The organism is Olsenella sp. Marseille-QA0557 (genome assembly GCF_965119725.1).
GTDB classification, from domain to species: domain Bacteria; phylum Actinomycetota; class Coriobacteriia; order Coriobacteriales; family Atopobiaceae; genus Coprovicinus; species Coprovicinus avistercoris.
In genome coordinates, this window is record NZ_CBCPMI010000001.1 from 989,049 (window position 1) to 1,010,211 (window position 21,163).

The 21,163-nt window shown below is 50.3% G+C and carries 21 protein-coding genes; 13 read left to right on the forward strand and 8 right to left on the reverse strand.

Features of this window, described 5'->3' with window-relative positions; genetic code table 11:
* Positions 1 to 48: 48 nt before the first annotated feature.
* From ACQY6Y_RS04460 to ACQY6Y_RS04470, 3 genes are read left to right on the forward strand one after another with little or no spacing between them, the layout of a single operon-like run.
* On the forward strand, positions 49 to 642 hold the full coding sequence (locus tag ACQY6Y_RS04460; RefSeq protein ID WP_428379104.1) for a MarR family winged helix-turn-helix transcriptional regulator: 594 nt from the start codon (positions 49 to 51) through the stop codon (positions 640 to 642).
* Complete coding sequence (locus tag ACQY6Y_RS04465) at positions 642 to 2,486, forward strand: ABC transporter ATP-binding protein (protein WP_428379105.1); 1,845 nt, start codon at positions 642 to 644, stop codon at positions 2,484 to 2,486. Before ACQY6Y_RS04460 ends, ACQY6Y_RS04465 begins: the two co-directional genes overlap by 1 nt.
* A complete protein-coding gene (locus ACQY6Y_RS04470; RefSeq protein ID WP_428379106.1) occupies positions 2,479 to 4,335 on the forward strand; it encodes an ABC transporter ATP-binding protein in 1,857 nt (618 codons plus the stop codon). Before ACQY6Y_RS04465 ends, ACQY6Y_RS04470 begins: the two co-directional genes overlap by 8 nt.
* 48 nt (positions 4,336 to 4,383) lie before the next feature.
* Here the strand turns inward: ACQY6Y_RS04470 and ACQY6Y_RS04475 are convergent, their stop codons facing one another.
* Entirely contained in the window at positions 4,384 to 4,800 is a 417-nt protein-coding gene (locus ACQY6Y_RS04475) for a hypothetical protein (RefSeq protein ID WP_428379107.1), read from the reverse strand.
* A gap of 350 nt (positions 4,801 to 5,150) precedes the next feature.
* On the opposite strand from ACQY6Y_RS04475, the gene ACQY6Y_RS04480 reads away from it, so the two are divergent.
* The 7 genes from ACQY6Y_RS04480 to ACQY6Y_RS04510 all read left to right on the forward strand — a co-directional run bounded on the left by ACQY6Y_RS04480 (position 5,151) and on the right by ACQY6Y_RS04510 (position 9,767).
* Entirely contained in the window at positions 5,151 to 5,585 is a 435-nt protein-coding gene (locus tag ACQY6Y_RS04480; protein ID WP_428379108.1) for a PTS sugar transporter subunit IIA, read from the forward strand.
* A gap of 15 nt (positions 5,586 to 5,600) precedes the next feature.
* Positions 5,601 to 6,098 (forward strand): PTS system mannose/fructose/N-acetylgalactosamine-transporter subunit IIB, encoded by a 498-nt coding sequence (locus tag ACQY6Y_RS04485; protein ID WP_428379109.1) that lies wholly within the window; start codon positions 5,601 to 5,603, stop codon positions 6,096 to 6,098.
* Positions 6,099 to 6,181: 83 nt separating this feature from the next.
* Entirely contained in the window at positions 6,182 to 7,060 is an 879-nt protein-coding gene (locus ACQY6Y_RS04490; RefSeq protein ID WP_428379110.1) for a PTS mannose/fructose/sorbose/N-acetylgalactosamine transporter subunit IIC, read from the forward strand.
* A complete protein-coding gene (locus ACQY6Y_RS04495) occupies positions 7,060 to 7,908 on the forward strand; it encodes a PTS system mannose/fructose/sorbose family transporter subunit IID (protein WP_428379111.1) in 849 nt (282 codons plus the stop codon). The genes ACQY6Y_RS04490 and ACQY6Y_RS04495 overlap by 1 nt, the downstream gene beginning before the upstream one ends.
* A gap of 74 nt (positions 7,909 to 7,982) precedes the next feature.
* Entirely contained in the window at positions 7,983 to 8,372 is a 390-nt protein-coding gene (locus ACQY6Y_RS04500) for a hypothetical protein (RefSeq protein WP_428379113.1), read from the forward strand.
* A 5-nt stretch (positions 8,373 to 8,377) separates the two neighbouring features.
* Positions 8,378 to 9,241 (forward strand): HAD family hydrolase, encoded by an 864-nt coding sequence (locus ACQY6Y_RS04505; RefSeq protein ID WP_428379950.1) that lies wholly within the window; start codon positions 8,378 to 8,380, stop codon positions 9,239 to 9,241.
* 31 nt (positions 9,242 to 9,272) lie between these two features.
* Positions 9,273 to 9,767, forward strand: a complete 495-nt coding sequence (locus ACQY6Y_RS04510; protein WP_428379114.1) for a MarR family winged helix-turn-helix transcriptional regulator — start codon at positions 9,273 to 9,275, stop codon at positions 9,765 to 9,767.
* A gap of 144 nt (positions 9,768 to 9,911) precedes the next feature.
* Here the strand turns inward: ACQY6Y_RS04510 and ilvC are convergent, their stop codons facing one another.
* The 5 genes from ilvC to ACQY6Y_RS04535 all read right to left on the reverse strand — a co-directional run bounded on the left by ilvC (position 9,912) and on the right by ACQY6Y_RS04535 (position 16,215).
* Entirely contained in the window at positions 9,912 to 10,907 is a 996-nt protein-coding gene (gene ilvC, locus ACQY6Y_RS04515) for a ketol-acid reductoisomerase (RefSeq protein WP_428379115.1), read from the reverse strand.
* A 134-nt stretch (positions 10,908 to 11,041) separates the two neighbouring features.
* A complete protein-coding gene (ilvN, locus tag ACQY6Y_RS04520; RefSeq protein ID WP_428379116.1) occupies positions 11,042 to 11,524 on the reverse strand; it encodes an acetolactate synthase small subunit in 483 nt (160 codons plus the stop codon).
* The gene (gene ilvB / locus ACQY6Y_RS04525) at positions 11,524 to 13,449 is read right to left on the reverse strand and encodes a biosynthetic-type acetolactate synthase large subunit (protein WP_428379117.1); all 1,926 of its coding nucleotides are present in this window, start codon (positions 13,447 to 13,449) and stop codon (positions 11,524 to 11,526) included. Before ilvB ends, ilvN begins: the two co-directional genes overlap by 1 nt.
* Positions 13,446 to 15,110 (reverse strand): dihydroxy-acid dehydratase, encoded by a 1,665-nt coding sequence (gene ilvD, locus ACQY6Y_RS04530; protein WP_428379118.1) that lies wholly within the window; start codon positions 15,108 to 15,110, stop codon positions 13,446 to 13,448. Before ilvD ends, ilvB begins: the two co-directional genes overlap by 4 nt.
* A 295-nt stretch (positions 15,111 to 15,405) precedes the next feature.
* Positions 15,406 to 16,215, reverse strand: a complete 810-nt coding sequence (locus ACQY6Y_RS04535) for an ABC transporter ATP-binding protein (protein WP_428379119.1) — start codon at positions 16,213 to 16,215, stop codon at positions 15,406 to 15,408.
* A gap of 114 nt (positions 16,216 to 16,329) precedes the next feature.
* Between ACQY6Y_RS04535 and ilvA the strand changes: the two genes are divergently transcribed.
* Positions 16,330 to 17,550, forward strand: coding sequence for a threonine ammonia-lyase (gene ilvA, locus ACQY6Y_RS04540; RefSeq protein WP_428379120.1), 1,221 nt, complete (start codon positions 16,330 to 16,332; stop codon positions 17,548 to 17,550).
* 61 nt (positions 17,551 to 17,611) lie between these two features.
* Here the strand turns inward: ilvA and ACQY6Y_RS04545 are convergent, their stop codons facing one another.
* Positions 17,612 to 18,367 (reverse strand): DeoR/GlpR family DNA-binding transcription regulator, encoded by a 756-nt coding sequence (locus ACQY6Y_RS04545; protein WP_428379121.1) that lies wholly within the window; start codon positions 18,365 to 18,367, stop codon positions 17,612 to 17,614.
* Positions 18,368 to 18,561: 194 nt separating this feature from the next.
* On the opposite strand from ACQY6Y_RS04545, the gene ACQY6Y_RS04550 reads away from it, so the two are divergent.
* The gene (locus ACQY6Y_RS04550) at positions 18,562 to 19,230 is read left to right on the forward strand and encodes a transaldolase family protein (RefSeq protein WP_428379122.1); all 669 of its coding nucleotides are present in this window, start codon (positions 18,562 to 18,564) and stop codon (positions 19,228 to 19,230) included.
* A gap of 125 nt (positions 19,231 to 19,355) precedes the next feature.
* Here ACQY6Y_RS04550 and ACQY6Y_RS04555 read toward each other — a convergent pair whose 3' ends face one another.
* Positions 19,356 to 20,252 (reverse strand): DeoR/GlpR family DNA-binding transcription regulator, encoded by an 897-nt coding sequence (locus ACQY6Y_RS04555; RefSeq protein ID WP_428379124.1) that lies wholly within the window; start codon positions 20,250 to 20,252, stop codon positions 19,356 to 19,358.
* 369 nt (positions 20,253 to 20,621) lie between these two features.
* Here ACQY6Y_RS04555 and ACQY6Y_RS04560 point away from each other — a divergent pair, with 369 nt between their 5' ends.
* On the forward strand, positions 20,622 to 21,074 hold the full coding sequence (locus tag ACQY6Y_RS04560; RefSeq protein WP_428379125.1) for a PTS sugar transporter subunit IIA: 453 nt from the start codon (positions 20,622 to 20,624) through the stop codon (positions 21,072 to 21,074).
* Positions 21,075 to 21,163 lie beyond the last annotated feature (89 nt).

The window sequence follows — 21,163 nt, forward strand, 5'->3', positions numbered from 1 at the left end:
CGTCGTAATCTCTCGTTAGGTACGAACTCGGACAATATCGGAGGGTGCATGTCGTACGAAGCATTGCCAGACGGGCGATCTGGTATTGCTGCTGCGCGGCACGATGCTGGCTGGGTGGCAAGTTCGCTCGAATGGGATCGATTAGATAAAGCGATGGATAAGCTCTATCACGAGGTGGCCCGTGGGTGCGGCATTTCAGATAGAGCCTACTGGATCTTATCGGCAATTGAAGAATCGGGGGGAACAGCCCCTCTGCAGGAGCTCTATACCCGATGGTCATATGCACGTCAGACGGTAAGTTCTTCGGTGAGCTCTTTGGTGGATCGCGGGTTAGTGGAACTTTCCTATGTTGAGGGAAGTCGAAAACGCAAGGTTGCTTCACTCACACCGGCGGGGCGAGCGTTTTCTGAGCGACATATTGTTCCCGCTATGCAGGCAGAGGAGCGGGCGTTTCAGACGCTCTCTCCTCAAGAACAAGACGAGCTCCTTCGCCTGCTGCACCGCTATTCCGATGCAATCCGTGTTGAGCTGGGCTGCTTTACCGATGCGCACGACGACGAAAATGCCGAGGAAGAGTGCGTCGAAGACGATGAACTTACGTTGGACAATTCCCACGATGTTACTAAGGAAGGAGGGTGCTGATGCAGGATCAGCAAGCCGAAAAGATACGTTCAAATGAAGCATCTCTTGCATCTAACCAGAAGCGCAGAAGGAAGAAGCGTGACTATAGCCGTCGCAGTGCCTTAAAAGTCTTAGTTGGCTTTTTGGGTAATCATAAGAAACTTGCACTTGCCACACTTGTTGCGGTGATATGTGATATGACAGGCATGCTGCTGGTTCCTACTGAGCTTTCTGCTCTTATCAATACTGCGGTAAATGCGAGCCATCTGTCAGATCTGCTGCCAAATGCCGCTGGCATGCTTGGAGCCTCCATCCTTGGCAGTGGTGGCGCGGTTATCAGCACCTACCTTGCAACGCGTCTTGCCGCAAATGTGGCGTTTGATATTCGTACTTCAGTTTATGAGGCGTCACTTGATTTTTCGGGATCCGATTTTGAGCGCTTTGGTACCGGCTCGATGATCACGCGAACCAACTCTGACATCAATGTAATTCAGCAGTCACTGGTGATGGCCATTCTTATGATTTTGCCCGTGCCTATCATGTGTGCCATTTCAGTTGCACTGGCATTCTCGATTGATGTCTTTATGGGTCAAGTGTTGCTCGTGGTTACGTTTGCAACGCTTGCGGTGTGCGTAGTTGGCGTTATTATTTCGGCTCCTATTTTTACGCGCCTTCAAGGGTTTATCGACCGCATGAATGTGCGCGTGCGTGAGAACTTAACGGGCGTGCGCGTTATTCGGGCTTTTGGTAAAGAAAAATACGAGCGCAAGCGCCTCGATGAAACATTTACCGACTATGCCAACAATGCCATCAAGGTAAACATGGTATTTGCCGTTACCGACAGCCTTTCGTTCTTCCTGATGAATGCTGTCGAGGCTTTGCTCATCTGGGTTGGCATTGATCGTGTGGGCGCTTGGGCCATGCAGATTGGTTCTATCTCGGCAATCGTTGAATATGCCATGCTCATCATGTTCTTCCTGATGATGGCTCAGTTTGCCATGCTTTCTATTCCAAGGGCATTGGCATGCCTCGCACGCGTGGGGCAGGTCATAGGTCTTGAACCTTCAATTGAGGATCCTGATGATCCAGTAGAGCTGACTGATGGAACCGGAGAACCAGGCGAGGAAGTTGTTGCCTTTGACCATGTGAGCTTCTGCTTTGACGACGCCGACGAAGACACCCTCCACGATCTGACCTTTTCGATCAAGCGTGGCCAGGTGACCGCCATTATCGGAAATACTGGTTCGGGCAAGTCGACCATTGCAAAGATGCTTTTGCGTTTTCATGAGGTTACCCATGGTGCGCTGCGATTCTTAGGAACTGACGTGCGTGATGTTGCACAGGAGGATCTTCGTGCACATATTGCCTATGTCCCTCAGAAAGCTTGGCTCTTTAGCGGCACAATCGAGTCGAACCTTCGCGATGGTGATGAGCAGGCAAGCACCGATCGGCTGTTACATGCGCTCGATATTGCTCAGGCAGGATTTGTTCGTGAACTCCCTGACGGCATTGCGTCACGGGTCGCTCAGGGCGGCACCAATTTTTCAGGAGGCCAACGACAAAGACTGGCAATTGCCCGCGCACTTGTCCGCAATACAGATCTGTATGTCTTTGATGATTCCTTCTCAGCGTTGGATTTCAAAACCGATGCGGCGCTCCGTCGAGCTCTTTCGCCTGAGCTGAAGAATGCAGCGACACTCATTATTGCTCAGCGTGTGAGCACCATTCATGACGCCGATCAAATCGTGGTACTGAAGGATGGATCCATAGTGGGTTTGGGTAAACACGACGAGCTCATGGCAACATGCCCTGTGTATCGGGCAATTGCAGACTCCCAAGCAAAGAAGGGAGACGCCCATGCATAACGAGCAGGATAAGAAGAAACTCAAGAAGCAAAGCACGCTTCGACGCGTTACCAATATCGATCCGGAAGAGGCGGAAATACCGCAGAACGCCTGGAAAACAGCCCGTCGACTTTGGGAAGCTGCGAAGGGTGAGCGCTGGCGTATTGTTGTAGCTATTATCAGCACAATCTTCTACGTCATCACAAACCTTATTCCGCCCATTTATAGCGGCCATGTTATCGATGAGTTTTGGGCAAAAATTCAGGCTGCTCACGCAGCAGGCGAGCAATTTACCGTTTCGTTCGAGAACGGCGGTATCCAAATCCTGATCTTCTTTGGTATTTGGACCATGATTTGGATTTTCTACTCCATCCAGACGTTCGTAATGGCAAGTTTTGCCGAACGCCTCAATCTGTCTTTACGGCGTCAGATTGCTGAGAAGCTTTCGCGTCTGCCGCTTTCCTACTACGACCGGCATCAGCCTGGAGACACCATTAGTCGTGTTACCAACGACCTCGACAAGGTGTCTGAGGTTCTGCAGCGCGGTGTTCTGCAGCTGCTCATTGCTGCTGGTTCTGTTGTTGGCTCGGTTATTATGATGCTGCGCTACAACCTCATGCTCTCACTCATTTTTATTGCCTTCATGAGCATTAGTGCGCTGCTTACAAAGTATTTTGCTGGGTTAACCCTGCGCGTGGCAACTAAGCGCCAAGCAGACCAGGGTGCTCTTACCGGCTTTGTTGAGGAAGCTTATAGTGGCCGTGCGGTTATTAAGGCTTTTGGTCGCGATGAGGCAAGCGAAGAGCAGATGGCAAAGCTTTCGCGAGAATTGTCTGATTCGAGCTGCATTGCCGATTTTCTCACCAACGCGGTAGGGCCTGCGATCCGTTTTATTGGTCGTATTGCACAGGTAGTGATCGGTCTTATTGCAGGCGGTATGCTCATGACCGGACAGCTTACCGTCGGCGTGTTTCAGGCATTCTTCCAGTACATGAACAAAGCTTCCGAGCCATTAACACAGCTTTCCCTTACGGTGAATATGCTGCAGGGTGCTCTTGCGGGCGCAGAGCGCGTATTCGTGCTGCTTGACGAAGAAGAGATTGAGCCTGACCCAGTCCATCCGGCAAAGCTGCCAGAATCTGTTGAGGGGCTTATCAAATTTGAGCATGTGCGTTTTGGCTACGATCCCGATCGCATCCTTATGCATGATGTTTCGCTTGAGGCAAAGCCTGGTCAAAAGATTGCTATTGTTGGCGCGACGGGTGCAGGAAAGACGACACTCATCAATCTTCTCATGCGTTTCTATGAAGTGGATGGTGGGCGAATTACACTGGATGGCGTAGACACTCATGCCCTTACAAGAGCAAATCTGCGCAGGCAGTTTGGTATGGTCCTTCAGGATGCATGGCTCTTTGAAGGGACCATTGCTGAAAATATTGCGTACGGCAAGCCCGATGCGACACGAGAAGAAGTTGAGGCTGCGGCAAAAGCAGCGCGTGTTGACTTCTTTGTTCGTACTTTGCCCAAGGGTTATGACACTATGCTGCTTGAGGATGCCGATAGCGTAAGCCAAGGCCAGCGCCAATTGCTTACCATTGCTCGCGCCATGCTCTGTGATCCGGCTATTCTCATTCTTGATGAGGCAACCTCTAGCGTGGATACACGCACCGAGCAGGCTATTGTTCGTGCTATGGAAGCCATTATGGAGAATCGTACGAGTTTTGTCATTGCTCACCGACTCTCAACGATTGTGGATGCCGATCTTATTTTGGTCATGGATCATGGAACCATTATTGAACAGGGAACCCACGAAGAGTTGCTTGCTCGCGGTGGGGCATACGCAGAACTCTATGCAAGTCAGTTTGCTTAATGAACAATGTCTTACATGGACCAGCGCTTTTGCTGGTCCATTTTTTACCTAGAGAAGCGTGAACAGCTGCGTAAGGCCAAAGCTGAGTCCGGATATACCAAGGACAAGCAAGACAACACATACGGTAGCAGCACCGCCAAGGCCAAAACCTGCATTGCGGCTTCCGTAGCATTCGTGGCTCACCGACCAGTTGCCGCTCACGATGCTTGCTGCAAGCAAGCAGCCAATGATGGTAAGTGATAAGCCACAGGTAAGTGCGCATATCGCATCTGACACAATTTCTTGTGGAACGAATTCAGATACAACGATTCCAGCTATTGTTGTTACAACAACCGCAATGCCACCAATAACCCAAACCTTTTTTCGCAGAGCAGCGTTCTTTGGTGAGTTCTGGAATGAAAAGAGAGAGCTGTGAGAAGGTAAGGGGTTAGGGGATGAGGTTAGTACGTCTTTGAATTCGCTCATTGCTATCCCACCTTCAAATTTTTAGTTGTCACTATGTGTGAGACGCGTATGGTCTTTTGCTACAGAGACGCGCCTTTCTTTTCATTATTTGTAGATAAAAACAAGTCAGCCCCAACAACTGCAAAGTCTTACGTATCCCTTACGCAATAAAGCGCGGGAGCTTATCTAAAAAAGAAGCAATATCAAGTCCGCAGGTAAAATAGGCCAATTTAGATAATTGCTACCGTTAACCGATAGATAGTTACCAGTGGCAATAGTTTCATTCACATAACAATAGTTAATGATGACAATCAAATCCATCAGCGAGAGCCCTGAAATAAAGCCATTGCAATGGCGGGAAGGGAAGATGGATGCGGTATCTGTTATTGGTAAGCCATGGAACGTACGCACCTGGGCTACACAGTGTGCTCGATATGCTTGCAGGCAAGCATGACGACATTTTGAGCTGCAGTTTGCGCGATGGAGAAAGCTCCGAAGAATACACAGCTGAGCTTGAGGACGTTATTGCTCCTATTACTCCAGATGACGAAGTAATTGTCTTAGGCGATTTAATCGGCGGCTCGCCGCTCACGAATGCGCTTGCTACTCTCTCCGCTCATGGTCTTTTGGCAAATACACGCGCCTTTGGCGGCATGAATGTGCCGATGGCACTCACCTGTGCTCTCGATCTTCAAACAGATGACGTGGATGCATTGTGCGAATCAATGCTTTCGGAAGGAAAAGCTGCAATGTACGCCGTTGAGCTCGACCTCGAAAGCAATGACGACGAGGAAGAAGACCTCTAAGAGCAAGGAGAAGGTATGTCAGTTTCATTTGTCCGTATTGACGACCGTATGATCCACGGTCAGACCGTAACTCGATGGGCGTTGGAATACCCCTGTGACGGCATTATTGCCGTTAATGATGCTGCTGCTTCAAATCCGGTACTGAAAAGTGCTTATAAAAGCGCCGCTCCAGACAAGAAGACGTTTGTCTGGACGATGGATCACTTTAAGGAAAAGGCAGATGTTGTCCGTAATAGCAACACCCGCTACTTCCTGATTACAAAGAATCCCGTGGATATGGCAGAGATCCTTGTGAATTTTGGCTTTGTTCCTGATGACGTTAAGACCGTCATTGTGGGCCCCTGCAACGACCGACCCGGTACTACCAAGATTGGCAACAACCAGTCTATTACGCAGGAAGAAGCCGAGGCGCTCGAGGCAATTTCTCAAAAGGGCTACACCGTTGACTTCCGTCTTATTCCAGACAAAGAGACGGGCACATGGGACAAATTCCGCGGTCAGTTTGGTTTCTAGGGTCTTCGTCGGCTCAGAAAATCCCCGTTGATTTCTCAGTCGATTGATGAAAAGAACGACAAGAACGGGAAAGGTGGTTTGTAATGGAGATTAGTTGGTTCCAAGCGGCGCTGCTTGGTGTGTTTGCCTGCCTGGCATCAATGCCAGGTATGGGCGGTACAACCATTGGTAACTACACCCTTGGTCGACCCCTCGTTGCCGGTTTGGTGGTCGGCATTATCTTGGGCGATATTACACTCGGCATTATTGTCGGTACTGCTATTCAGGTGGTTTATATCGCACTGGTTACCCCTGGTGGCACGGTTTCTGCTGATGTTCGTGCAGCATGCTACATTGGTATTCCTCTGGCAATGATTGCAATTAAGAGCAATCCTGAACTTGCTATTGATCCAAGCAGCCCAGCTGCTATTGGCACTGCAACTACTCTTGGTGCAGCTTGCGGCACACTCGGTGCAATCCTGTTTTATGGCACCGCTACGCTCAACCTGATTTGGCAGTCCATGGGTTGGAAATGGCTTGAAAAGGGCGATACGCACAAGCTCTATCTTGTCGATACGGTTCTGCCTTGGATTTCGCACCTCATCTGCTCATTCTTGCCAACGTTGATCATTGTGAAAGTTGGTGGCACGGCAGTATCCGATGTCTTGAATTCACTGCCTATGGACAGCCTGGCTCTGAAGACACTGTTCACCGTTGGTTCGCTGCTTCCTTGCGTTGGTATCGCTATCCTGCTGAAGCAAGTTATCAATAAGCCTACCGATTGGCTCTCTTTCTTCTTTGGTTTCACTCTCGCTGCAGTGCTTGGCTGCAACCTTATTGCTGCTTCTGCAATCGCTTGCTTCTTCGCACTTATCAACTATGAGATCACCACGCTTAAGACAAAGATCGATCACGTAAGCAGTGGCGGAGCTGCTGCGCTCACCACTTCTGCTGATGACGATGAAGAAGAGGAGGACATCTAATGGCTGAGAATACCGTCGAGGCAAAGGGCGGCCGCAGAGTCTCCAAGAAAGCATTGAGCAAGTCTTTCCGTAATTGGTATTACGGCAACCTTACCTGCTTCTCTCAGGAGCACATGCAGACCTTTGGTTACCTTGTCTCAATGCTTCCTATTGTTGAGGATCTCTACGATAAGAAAGAGGATCAGGCAAAGGCCCTTCAGACATATTCAGCATTCTTCAATACTGAGCCGCAGATTGGCACCATGATTGTTGGCGTTACGGTTGGTCTTGAAGAGGCACGTGCAAACGGCGAGCCGGTTGATGACGATACCATCAACGGTATTCGCGCTGGCCTTATGGGTCCTCTTGCTGGCATTGGCGACTCACTTATTGTTGGCACGCTTATTCCTATTTTGCTTGGTATTGCCATGGGTCTTTCCCAGGGCGGCAATCCACTTGGCGCAATTTTCTATATTGTTGTTTGGAACCTCCTTGCATTCTTCGGCATGCGTTTCGCTTACTATCGTGGCTATAAGCTCGGTGGCGATGCTGTTCAGGCGCTTGTTGGACCAAACGCCACTGCGCTCCGTCAGGCAATTGTTATGGTCGGCACGATTGTTATTGGTGCCGTAGATGCAACGTGGGTATCGGTAACCACGGCGCTTCAGCTGCCTAATGGTCCTCTACAGGACACGCTTACGAGTATCTATCCTGGTTTGCTCTCGCTGCTCTTTACCGTCTTCTGCTGGTGGCTCATGGCCAGGAAGAAGGTAAGTCCTATCGTTGCAATGCTTATCCTCTTGGTTATCGCTTTCGTTGGTTCTGCCTGCGGATTCTTCGGCGCTGCCACAATTGCTACGGTGAGCTAATAAAACCATTGTCTATGTTTGCCCGAGCTGGAGTACGTGCAGCTCGGGCCTCATAGTTAAGGAGTTTCTATCCCATGAAGCCACTTAAATCACTCGATACAAACGGATGGTCTAAAAAAGATCTCGTTCGTGAGGCACAACTTCAAACAAATGCTATTCAACAGCTAAGTGCTTGGTTGCGCCTCGCCTGCTCTCTCCTCGTTATAGGCATCATAGTGGCTTATTGGGGCTTCTCGATGGGTGGAGGAACTGGATTTGGAGTGTTGGGCATAGTGCTTGCTGTGCTTGGAGGTATAGCAGCCTTAGTGCTGAAGATAGGCACCAACAATGCACGACGCAATGTGGAAGCTATATTAGATGCCGCTGGTATTAATCTGGAAAAGGCTAAGCAAGATAGCAATAAGCATCATCGCGAGCAAAAAATGACCAAGAAGACTCCTTCTAAAGAGGTGTCTTCAAAGTGATTGAAATGTACACACCCAGCAGTTTAGCCACTCAAGCATGGACTCCGTCAGTTGTGTTTTCTGATGTTGATGGAACAATCCTCAACACCAATCATTGTGTTACTAAAACTACTTCAGCTGCGGCTTTCGAGCTGCATAAGCGGTATATACCTCTTGTGCTCGTATCCGCACGCATGCCAGAAGCTCTTGACGTCATTCGCCAGGAGCTTTATTGCACGGGTCCCACCATTTGTTATAGCGGTGCGTACGTTATCGATGGGAATGGGACAGAGTTGTTATCCTGTCCGATCGACACCAGCCAAGCAAATGAAACCTACGCATTTATTACTCGTACATACCCTGAGCTCACAGTGATGGCGTATGGCTTTCATAATTGGTTTGTTGCCGATCGGACGGATGCCCGTGTGAAACGCGAAGAGACAGTTGTGGGCGTGCAGGCGCATGAGGTTAATCTTCAAGATGTAATAGCTTCGCAGGGGATTCATAAATATCTGCTCGTCGGTGAACCAGATGCTATTGAGCGGGCAGAGGCGGAGCTTAGTGCTGCGTTTCCTCATCTTAAAGTTGTGCGATCTTCGCCGATATTGTGCGAAATCATGGATGGACATGTGAGCAAAACAGTAGGAATTACGTGTGTGTGCAAACACCTCAATGTTGAGCTTATACAAGCCATGGTTTTTGGCGATGGACGCAACGATATTGATATGCTGCAAGCTGTGCCTGAAAGCTGGGCGATGGCAAATGCACCGCTTGAATTGCGCGAAGCTGCTGCGCATATCACAAGGTTAGACAATAATCATGATGGCTTTGCAAACGAAATTCTTACCATGCTGAAGCGTGTGCAGAAATCTGAAAGTACTGAAAAATAGTCAAATTATTGCTAATATTAAACATCGTGAAATGGGATGGTCAAAAATGCGTCTTGAATATCGAGGGAGGTTGAGTAGCGAAGAAATGGATTATGAGGCTGCGGCAAAACAACTCATAATGTATTCTCGTGGAGTTGCAAAGGGTTCTATTGGAACCGCCTACGGCATGTCAATGGGCGAGGACCCTGTTTTAGAGTTTCTCTCACGTCAAGAAAACGGTATGAGTCCATCTGATTTGGCAGCCCGGTTAGGCTACTCCCGCCCACGAATGACTCGCATTCTTGATTCACTCGAAACCAAAGGATATGTAGTACGCGTCCAAGACCCACATGATCGTAGGCGTGTTATTGCAACCTGTACTGATGCAGGCATAGAACATGCTCATGATCGCAATACCGGTGGTGTTTCCAATCTTGCTAAGAGTTTGAGCAAGATGGATGAGGAAGATGTACGCGAGCTGCTTCGCGCCCTTGAGACTGCGTACAGTTTGACCTATGGCAAAGACGATGTTTTAGGGGATTTTTAAGCAATCTTTAGCCAAACGCTTGGATTGGCATTGGACTATTTATTCAATAAAGCGGCCCGAACAGTCATGTCCGGGCCGCTTTGCTGTATATATCGTAGCTTGCGAGGTACGAGTATATGCAGAGCACGTAGTTAGTGCATATGCCTACTTCTTAATCCAGCTGAACATAGAGCGGATCTTCTCACCGGTCTTCTCGATGGGGTGTGTGTTGATCTCTTCACGCTTCTCGAGCAGCCACTTATGATCGTTGTTGCAATCGTCAACAAACTCCTGAGCAAAGCTGCCGTCCTGAATGCGAGCAAGAATCTCCTTCATAGCCTTGCGGGATTCGGCATTGATAACCTTGGGGCCAGCATAGTATTCGCCGTACTCTGCGGTGTTGGAGATTGAGTAGTTCATGAAGTGGATGCCGCTCTCATACATGAGGTCGACGATCATCTTCATCTCGTGATACACCTCAAAGTATGCAAGCTCTTCAGGATAGCCAGCCTCGGTAAGGGTCTCGAAACCAGCTTTGACAAGCTCAACAAGGCCGCCGCAAAGCACTGCCTGCTCACCAAAGAGGTCCTCTTCGGTCTCCTCTTTGAAGGTTGCCTTGATGATGCCGGAGCGAGCACCGCCGACGCCCCAGCAGTAGGAGAGGACGATATCCCAGGCATCGCCCGTGGCATCCTGATAAACGCATGCGAGATCAGGCACGCCGGAACCCTCAGTAAACTGACGGCGAACGATGTGGCCCGGGCCCTTGGGTGCGCACATAACAACGTTAACGTCCTCGGGAGCCTTGATGTAGCCGTAGTGAATGTTGAAGCCGTGAGCAAATGCGAGGGTATCGCCAGCCTTGAGGTGGTCCTTGATGTGTTCTTCGTAGACCTTGGGCTGTGTCTCGTCGGGCGTGAGGATCATGATGAAGTCAGCTTCTTCAGCAGCGTCATCCATGCTCATGACTTTGAGGCCAGCCTCGCGAGCCTTCTCGGCGCTCTTGGAGCCCTCGCGGAGACCAACGCGAACATCGCAGCCGGAGTCCATAAGGTTAAGAGCATGAGCATGGCCCTGAGAGCCGTAGCCAATGATGGCGATCTTCTTGCTTTGGATTATGCTTGGATCGACATCCGCCTCGTAGTAGATCGTTACTGCCATTCTTGTTCCTTCTTTCCTTCGCTATACCTCAAACTGCAACGGAGTGTTGCAGTTTGGTACCACAGGTGGCCTACCGGAAGCTCTGATGTTGGTAGGCGGTTGGGTGTAAAGAGCCCCAAACTCTCTTTAGCCCTCTAATCGTGCGAGCCACGCGACATAGCAATTTTGCCGGTGCGTGTGAGCTGCTTGATGCCGTAACCACGGAAGAGATCTTCCATAGCATCAAGCTTAGATTGGGTGCCCGTTGCTTCAACGGTCAGTGAGTTCTTGCCCACATCTACCACTTTTGCGCGGAAGATATTGGCGATTTCAATGATCTCGTGACGGCGGTCAGGGGCGGCATTAACCTTGAAAAGTATGAGCTCACGTTCAACTGCATCAGTGCCCGTAAGGTCCAGAATCTTAAATACGCTTACGAGCTTATGAAGCTGCTTACAAATCTGCTCAAATCCAACGCTATCGGCATCGACCACAATGGTCATACGTGATTTAGTCTCATCTTCGGTGGGGGCTACGGAAAGAGAATCAATGTTGAAACCGCGGCGAGAAATCATGCCAGTTACTCGGGAGAGCACACCGCTCTTATTTTCAACGAGTACCGAGAGAATGTGCTTCATTACTCGTCGCCTCCTTCCTCATCGGACACCTCATCATCAAAGTTATCGGAGTCGTCATCGCTGACGTGGCGAACCGATGCTGCGGCATCTGCATCGTCAAAACCCTTCTGGGTAATGCGTACACCACCAAGGGTTACATCGAGAGCGCCGATAATGTCATCAAGGGCGGCACCAGGTGCAACCATGGGGTAAACCGTCTGCATTGTGGGGATAATCACATCCAGCAGATACGGACCATCACTGGCGAGCATGGCGTCAAGAGCATCGTCGATCTCATCAGGATGAGTGATGCGAGCACCTTGCCAGCCATACGCCTGAGCCAGAGCAACAAAATCTGGCACTGGAGCAAGCTCAGTGGATGAGTAGCGGTCGTGGTAGAAAAGGTGCTGCCACTGATGCACCATGCCCAGAGCGCGGTTATCGATAATAAGCACCTTTACGGGCACGTTATTAACGATTGCAGTGGCCATTTCCTGCAAGTTCATCTGGAAAGAACCGTCGCCGGCAATGCAGACAACCTCATCTTCTGGACAGGCGATCTTTGCTCCGATGGCAGCGGGGAAGCCAAAGCCCATCGTGCCCAAGCCACCGGAAGAAATAAAGGTACGCGCATGCTCGCGATGAATGTTTTGAAGCGCCCACATCTGATGTTGGCCGACCTCGGTGGTAACAATACTCGCCTCTGGATCAAGTTTTTGAGAGAGGTGTTCGAGTACGACCTCTGGAGCGATTTTGTCGGGATAGTCGGCAAAATCTGCTGTGTAGAAAGGCCAGCGCTCACGCCAGGTGCAAACCTCTTTAAACCATTCCTTGCCCACAGGCTGAGCGTCAATCTTAGCAAGCTGGTCATTCAGAGCAGCGAGAACACCGCGCGCATCACCAACAATAGGAACGTCGGCGGGAACGATCTTGCCAATTTCGGCAGGGTCTATATCAACGTGAATAATCTTTGCGTGGGGTGCGAACTCAGAAACCTTGCCGGTGACACGATCTGAGAAACGGGCACCAACGGCAATGAGCAAGTCACATTCCGTTACGGCACGATTTGCGTACTTGGAGCCATGCATACCCACGGGACCCAGGTTGAGTGGGTTCGAGCAGCGCATAGCACCCTTGCCCATAAGGGTGGTAACCACCGGGATGCACATACGCTCGGCCAGCTGTGTAAGCTCAACGCAGGCATGGCTGGTAACAATGCCGCCGCCTGCCATGATCAGAGGTTTCTTAGCCTGCTGAATATAGCGTGCGGCTTCGCGAACCTGCTTTGCGTTGCCCTTATAGGTGGGACGATAGCTTGGCAGGCTGATCTTATCGGGATAGTGGAAGACCATTTCTGCCCCAGAAAGATCGCTGGGGACATCGATAAGCACGGGGCCAGGACGCCCAGTTGAAGCAATATAGAACGCCTCACGGAACGTGCGCGTAAGGTCATCGGTTGACTGCAACAAATAGCTGTGCTTTACCACAGGCATGGTAATGCCAACAATGTCAGATTCCTGGAAGGAGTCGGTACCAATGACTCCACGGGTAACCTGGCCAGTAATAACAACCAGAGGAACTGAATCCATATAGGCCGTAGCAATGCCTGTTACCGTGTTCGTGGCACCAGGTCCCGAAGTAACTAACACAACGCCAACTTTGCCAGTGGAGCGCGCATAGCCATCAGCCTCATGCACGGCTGCCTGCTCATGGCGAGCAAGAATGTGGTGGATCTTCTTTGAGTCGTACAGGGCGTCGTAAATCTTGATGGCTTGACCACCGGGATAACCAAAGATGGTATCCACACCTTCAGCCTCAAGGCTCGCAATGATGGCCTGAGCACCCGTCATGGTTTTGCCTTCATGCTCGGTGTGACTACCAGGGCCAAGTGGGCGCCCTTCAATGTCACGGCGCTTGCGCTCAATTTTTTCTTCGGTGGTAATCATGAAAGGTATGCCCCCTTGTCTGCGCTCGAAACCAACTGTGCATAGCGAGAGAGAACGCCTGTTGTGTATTTGGGTGCTGGTGGCTCCCAAGCGGCACGACGACGTGCGAGTTCATCATCGGAAACATCGAGCGTAAGCGTACCTGCTTGAATATCAATGGAGATCTGATCGCCTTCTTCGACAAGTGCGATAGGGCCACCTGCTGCAGCTTCAGGAGAAACATGACCAATGCATGGGCCTTTGCTCGCGCCGGAGAAACGTCCATCAGTGATAAGGGCAACCGAGCTTGCCAATCCCATGCCACAAATGGCGGAAGTGGGGGTGAGCATTTCGCGCATGCCAGGACCACCAGCTGGTCCTTCATAGCGAATAACTACTACATCACCAGGATTGATCTTTCCGCCAAAGATTGCCTCACACGCTTCCTCTTCGGAATTGAAAACGCGCGCAGGGCCAGAGTGCTGCCACATCTCGGGAGCAACGGCACTCTTCTTGACGACACCACAATCGGGAGCAAGATTGCCATGCATAACTTTGAGTCCGCCATCGGGCGAATAAGCGTTTTCGACGGTACGGACAACTTCACCATCGGGAGCAGGGCACGCTGCAACCCATTCTTCCATGGTTCCGTGGCAGGTAAGGGCGGTCAAATCGAGGTGACCAGTGCGGCCAAGCTCGCCAATAATTGCCGATACGCCACCAACATCATTGAGATCTTGAATATGCAGAGGACCTGCCGGAGCAATGCGAACGATATTGGGGGTTTCGGCGGATGCGCGATCCCAATCTTCCATAGTGACAGGGCAGCCTGCTGCGCGAGCGATAGCGGTGAGGTGAAGCATGGTATTGGTTGAGCCACCAAAGGCCATGTCAAGCACCATGCCGTTATGGATGGAGCGCTCGTTGATAATCTGGCGTGCCGTGATGCCCTTTTCCACGAGCTCCATAACCTTCATACCAGCATGCTTGGCCAGGCGAATGCGCTCGGAATAAACAGCAGGTATGGTGCCATTTCCGGGAAGTGCAATACCAAGGGCTTCGGCGAGACAGCAGATGGAGTTGGCGGTAAACATACCTGAGCAGGAACCGCAGGTCGGACAAGCAGTGCCCTCAAGCCAATGACACTCCTCTTCGCTCATCGTGCCTGCTGTCACTTGTCCTACGGCATCAAAAAGCGAATTGAGGTCGGTTTGCTCGCCGGTGCGACCGCGTCCTGCAAGCATGGGGCCGCCGGAGACAAGTACGGTCGGAATGTCCAAACGAGCAGCAGCAATAAGCATGCCGGGAACAATTTTGTCGCAGGAGGGGATGAGGACCATAGCATCGAATTGATGGCCTTGAATGGCGCACTCTACCGAGTCGGCAATAACTTCGCGGCTGGTAAGTGAAAAACGCATACCCTCATGATTCATGGCGATGCCATCACAGACACCGATGGTATTAACCTGCAGTGGCGTACCACCGGCCATGCGAATGCCAGCTTTTACAGCATCGGCAATTTGCTGAAGATGAAGATGACCTGGAATTACTTCATTTTGGGCTGAAACAACAGCTACTAATGGACGTTTGAGTTCCTCATCGGTGAGACCGTCTGCCTTAAGAAGACTTCTATGAGGTGCCCGAGCCAACCCTTTTTTGATGGCGTCGCTGCGAAGCTCCATCTCTCTCCCTCCTAAACATCTCTATATAGAGAAGTGCGAGGTGAGAGGTATGACTACCCGACGCCTGTAACGGTAGGCTCCGGCTTGGGAGTGTGGCACACACGATGGGGGATGGCCCATGCGCGTATACGAGACGTCCAAGCTGCTCAGGGGTGTTTCGTGGCCGCTCACCGCAGGTTCTCACCTATGCCTGCTCACTGTGAGATGAGTTGGGCCGGTACTCGCCCCGTCCTCGCATTTACTCAATGAAGCGAACATTACACCAATTTACAGTCCAATAAAAGAGCAAATCCCATTATTTGTGAGCACCGCGCAAGGAATACCACTCACCGTGGTGGCCCACCTCCAGCGGAACATCAAAAAGACTGCTCATAACCTCATTGGTCAGTATCTCGTCTTTGGGGCCGTCGGCAAACACTTCGGCCTGCTTAATGAGCAGGACGCGCTGAATTTGAGGAATTATGTCTTCTGGATAATGGGTGACCAGAATGACGGAGCGACCTTCATCGGCAAGCGTGCGCATAGTTTCTCGTACTTGGAACATACCTTGTGGATCCAAGCCGGTGCACGGCTCGTCAAAAACAAGCACCTGGGGGTCACGGATGAGCTCGCGTGCTACCAGTACACGACGGGCTTGACCTGTGGAAAGCGTCATGATGTCGCGCTCCGCCACATCGGCAATGCCAAGACGCTCCAAAGCGTCATAGGCGCGCTCGCGGTGATCTGCAGTCACGGTGCCATGCAGAGGCAAACCGACCGTTCCAAACAAACCTCCGCAGACAATTTCCCAGGACGGGAGGTGTACGCGAACCTGATCATGCATCGTAGCGCTCACAACACCTAACGTAGCGCGAATCTGATCAAGGCGTGGTCGCGCTTGTCCGCGAAAGCGTACCGGTGGTTCATCTCGATAAAGGGGAAAGACTTCCCTCGTAAGCAGTTGAATAAATGTTGATTTGCCTGCGCCATTGGGACCTAGCAGGGCCACATGTTCACCTTCAGCAAGGTCAAACTCATCAACATGCAAGATGGTGGTGCCACCGCGCACGACGCTTGCATCGCGTATAGAGAATAAAGGCGTTGTTTTATCGTTTGTCTGCACCATGACAGGTTCTTTTCTTTTCATCTCAGTTCTGATACAAGGCAGAAAGGTGTTTGCCCTAATATAAACAAACGCGATGCAAATGGTGATCATGTACGTTCGGGGGAGGAACTACATATGCATGAGATGCTCACACTTGAGGCATTTGAAGATGCCTCAGAAAAAGTTCGGGAAGTTACCCGAGAGACAAAACTGGTAGAGAGCCCATCGTTTTCTGCCATCTCAGGTAATCGTGTTTGGCTGAAGCCGGAGAATATGCAGCGCACAGGCGCTTACAAAGTTCGTGGTGCCTACTACAAGATCTCCACGCTCTCGGAAGAAGAGCTTTCTCATGGTCTTATCACTGCAAGCGCGGGCAATCATGCTCAGGGCGTGGCGTATGCTGCCTCTCGCGCAGGTGTTCGAGCTGTGGTGGTTATGCCAACAACTACTCCACTCATTAAAGTTGAGCGTACAAAAGGCTATGGAGCCGAAGTCGTTCTTGCTGGCGATGTATACGATGAGGCGTGCGACTATGCGCTCAAACTTGCCGAGCGCGAAGGCCTTACGTTTATTCATCCCTTTAACGACCCGGTGGTAGCAACTGGTCAGGGCACTATTGCGATGGAGATCGTACAGGAACTCCCCCTTGTCGATACCATTTTGGTGCCCGTTGGCGGCGGCGGCCTTTCCTGCGGTGTGAGTACCTTTGCAAAGCTCTATAACCCGAAGATTCGTGTGGTAGGCGTGGAGCCGGCGGGCGCACCCTCGCTTACCGCAGCGCTTGAGGCCGGACACCCTGTTCGCATACCTTCTGCAAACACCATTGCAGACGGCACGGCAGTGCTTGAGGTTGGCGATGCTGTTTTCCCGTATTTACGTGACAACCTCGACGATGTTATCACCGTTCCCGACGAAGAACTTATCGTAGCGTTTCTCGATATGGTCGAGAACCACAAGATGATTGTCGAGAATTCTGGCCTGCTTACCGTTGCCGCTTTGAAGCATCTGCCTGCCGAGAATAAGCGCGTGGTGGCAATTCTCTCCGGTGGCAACATGGACGTTATTACGATGAGTTCGGTGGTACAGCACGGATTGATTCAGCGTGGGCGTATCTTTACGGTGAGTGTACTGTTGCCTGATAGGCCGGGCATGTTGGTACGTGTTGCTAATGCCATTGCCGAGCAAAATGGCAATGTTATTAAGCTTGAGCATAACCAATTTGTAAGCACTAATCGCAATGCTGCTGTGGAACTGCGCGTAACCATTGAAGCCTATGGTGAAGAGCATAAAGGCCAGATTGTTCAGGCGCTCAAGCAAGCAGGGTTTGCGCCGGAATTGGTACAGACTTCACTTTAAGCAGAGCAGAGATAACTTTGATGAAGGGAGCCTGCCATTGCGCGCGGGCTCCTTTGTTGTATTAACGCACCATTACGCCATTTTTATGCAGTGGCTCATAGGCCTTTTGAGAAGGATCGTCGGCCAAGACAAGATCAAAATCTTCCAGCGTGGCATAGCGGAATGATCCTGAATGTCCGAGTTTATCTGCAGTGCAGAGCAAGATACGCTTCTCAGAATTCTGTAGTACGACTCTCTTTACAGGACCATCGTCCAAATCAAGCGTGAGCACATCGCCAGAATAAGGATCAATGCCCACAGCGCCGAGAAATCCTACGTCAAAGCGGAAACCTTCAAGGATGGAGGCAGTCATTGCTCCAATAAAGCCGTTGTAATCGCTGTTAAAGTTTCCACCGGGGCATACGACACTAATGCGCGGATTAGCCGCAGCTTCATGGGCAACATCTACCGAATTGGTAACAATCATGCAGGAAATGTCTGTGTTTGCAATAAGGCGAGCAAGCAAGATGTTGGTGGATGAAGCATCAAGAAAGACCGCCTGATGTTCACCGATAAGCCCGAGAGCCTTGGTGGCGACAGCTTGTTTTTCAGGGCGGAACGTATCAACACGACTGACTATCCGCCGATTTACCTCGGGCTCAATACGTGTGGCACCACCATAAACACGTCGACATCTCCCGTCGGCAACGAGATGGCGCAGGTCTTTTCTAATGCAATCTTCGGTGACAGAAAACCGCTCAGCCAAATCGCTTACGGATACACGGCCTTCACGTTCGAGAAGCGAAACGATCTGATTTTGGCGTTCTTCTAAAAACATGAGAGGGTTTCTCCTTATTGAACGAGCGGTAATTCGATCGATCTCTCTACTGAGTATGGCTTTTGCTTCGAATCGCGTCTATTCACGGCTTATTTTAGCCAAACACGATAAAACAATAGAAGTTCAATACGAAATGAGAAATAATAGTGCTATAGAGAAGCGTGAAAGAGAGCGTTCTTTGAAAGGAGTTTGTAATGGAACTTATTCTTGATACTGGCAACATTGAGGAGATTAAGGAATATGACCAGTTTCTTAATGTTTCTGGCGTAACCACAAATCCCACGATTATTACGAAGAGTGGCAAGTCTCCCGAGGCTGTTATTTCTGATCTCGTAGATTATCTTCGAACTGATCAGAAGATTTTTATCCAGGTAGTTGCAACGGATTTTGAGGGCATTATGGAAGAAGCGCGCTACATCGCCTCGCTTCGCCCTGAGAATATGTATGTAAAAATCCCTGTTCATCGTGCTGGTTTGCAAGCTGTTAAAGCCTGCCATGAAGAGGGGATCCACACCCTTGCAACAGCAATTTACTCTGCAGACTCTGGTTTTATGGCGGCTGTTAACGGCGCAGATTATCTTGCGCCTTACGTAAACCGTATGTCTAACTACGGAGATGGTGTTGCCGAAACCATTGATCTCATTGAGATGCTGCGTGTCCAGAACTCCTCTACAAAGGTTGTAGCAGCTTCATTCCATAGCGTAAATCAGGTACACCAGCTCATTCGCGCTGGTATCCAAGCCATTACTGTTCCGCCATCGGTGCTTAAAAACATTGTGGATAACCCACATACCACCATTGCGGTGGATGAGTTTACCGCCAACTGGAAGGCTGCTTACGGGCGCACTACTCTTACAGCCTAGGACATAAGGCGCATTCCCGAAGATACGCCACGGCATAAACCCTTCTCTTCATGAGCGTGCTTTACCAATGAAGAGAAGGGTTTTTATTGAAGATGCACTTCAAAATGAGAGCAAGATGATGTTGATTATGAGCAGAGCACCGGAGTTCCGGTTGCGGCAATGCCAGAGAGAATTTCTGTGTCGGTGGTATCGGTAATAATGCCGCTGAAATCGGTTATTGAGGCATAGCGGTAGCCGCCGCTTGGAGAGAACTTTGAAGCGTCGGCGAGAAGGAAGCAGTATGAAGCATTTTGTAGGACCTGCTCATTCACGCGGCCATCGTCTACGCTTTCTGCAAGAACTGCCTTTGAATTAAGGTTTATGCCTGAGGTTCCGATAAAGGCTTTAGAGAAAAGAAGAGGCTCAAGAAGACTTATGGTTGCTGGCCCAGTGTAGCCAGTGAGCCTCACATTGAGATAACCACCGGTAGAAAGGGCGGTTACCTTGGGATTTTTAGAGAGCCGCGGCAAGACATCAATCATATTGGTAGTAACGATTAGGGTCTTATCGCCAGCGGCAATATAATCAGCTAAAAACAAAGATGTGCGAGAAACGCCGAGGAAAACCGCGTCGCCATTATTAATTTCAAGCCACGCACGCGCCGCAACAGCCCGTCTTCCTTCATCCGTGGCGAGTACCTCCGCTGCATGTGCTTGCTCCAGCTGCACAGGAGTAGCAATCTCATGAGATTCTGAAATTGGATCGGTGGGAGTGCTATCTGGAGAAGGTGCGTGAGGCTCTTGCTGATCCGATAGAGAAGGAACAATTGATTGGGGCATCGTAAGAGCGGCAGCTCCTGCATGATCTACTCGAAAAGCTCCGCCATATTCACGCCTACAGAGGCCACCGCGAGCAAGGATAGAAAGATCTTTGCGAATACTGTCAACGCTTACGCCAAAATGCTCTGCAAGTGATCCAACGGTGGCATGGCCGTTGGTATCAATAATGCGAACTATCTCTTCTCGTCGTTCTTTAGGAAACACGGTGCTCCCTAATGTACTGCTCAAACGTATATCTTCTTTTGCACATGGTAATACCCAACAGCAATGGGTGAACCTACATCAATAGAAATATGCGCAAAATCATGACAATTTTATCATAACCGCTCCCAATCGTTCTTCCGTACTGAAAGAGAGCTGAGTTACTGAGCCATTCACGGCTAAATTTGCCCGTTCACGGCTTCTATTTTCAGTAAAACAGGAAAAAACAGGAAAGAAGCCGAAAAATGCGAATCAAATGTGTAGTATTTATGCACGAGCGCGAGAAAAGAGGAGCTCTAGGGCTTCTTGCCGAGCACTTAATTTGCATGGGATTACCCATATGACGTGTTTTCAAAGAAAGGACCAGGCGCAATGAGGGAGATGTTGAAGAACGACAATGTGCAGATTGTCGATTGTGCTGAAGATTGGGAGGATGCAGTCCATATAGCTGTGCAGCCGCTTGTTGATCAGGGCTATGTAGAGTCGCGCTATATCGACGGCATTATTGATAACGCTAAAGAGTTTGGTCCTTACTTCGTTATTTGTCCTGATCTCGCTCTTCTCCATGCGCGTCCTGAGCAAGGCGTCATTAAAGCGCAGCTTGCAGTAACGGTTTTGCGCGATCCGGTTCGCTTTAAGCCTGAAGGGCCGGATGTGCACCTGCTTGTAACACTGGCTGCTGCTGATTCTGATTCCCACATAGAGGTAATGCGTGAACTAGCCACGATTTTTGGTGATCCTGCCAACATTACAAAGGCTGTGGAGGCTGCCACCCCTGAAGAGGTGTTTGAAGTCTTCGTCTCCCAGGAGAAGCCCGAAGAGTAGTTGGTGTCTCACATAGTTGCAGTCAGAAACCTGAGCCTGTCTGCGAAAAGTTGGTTGAAGTGGTGTATTGATCGTCGAAAGGAGAGGAA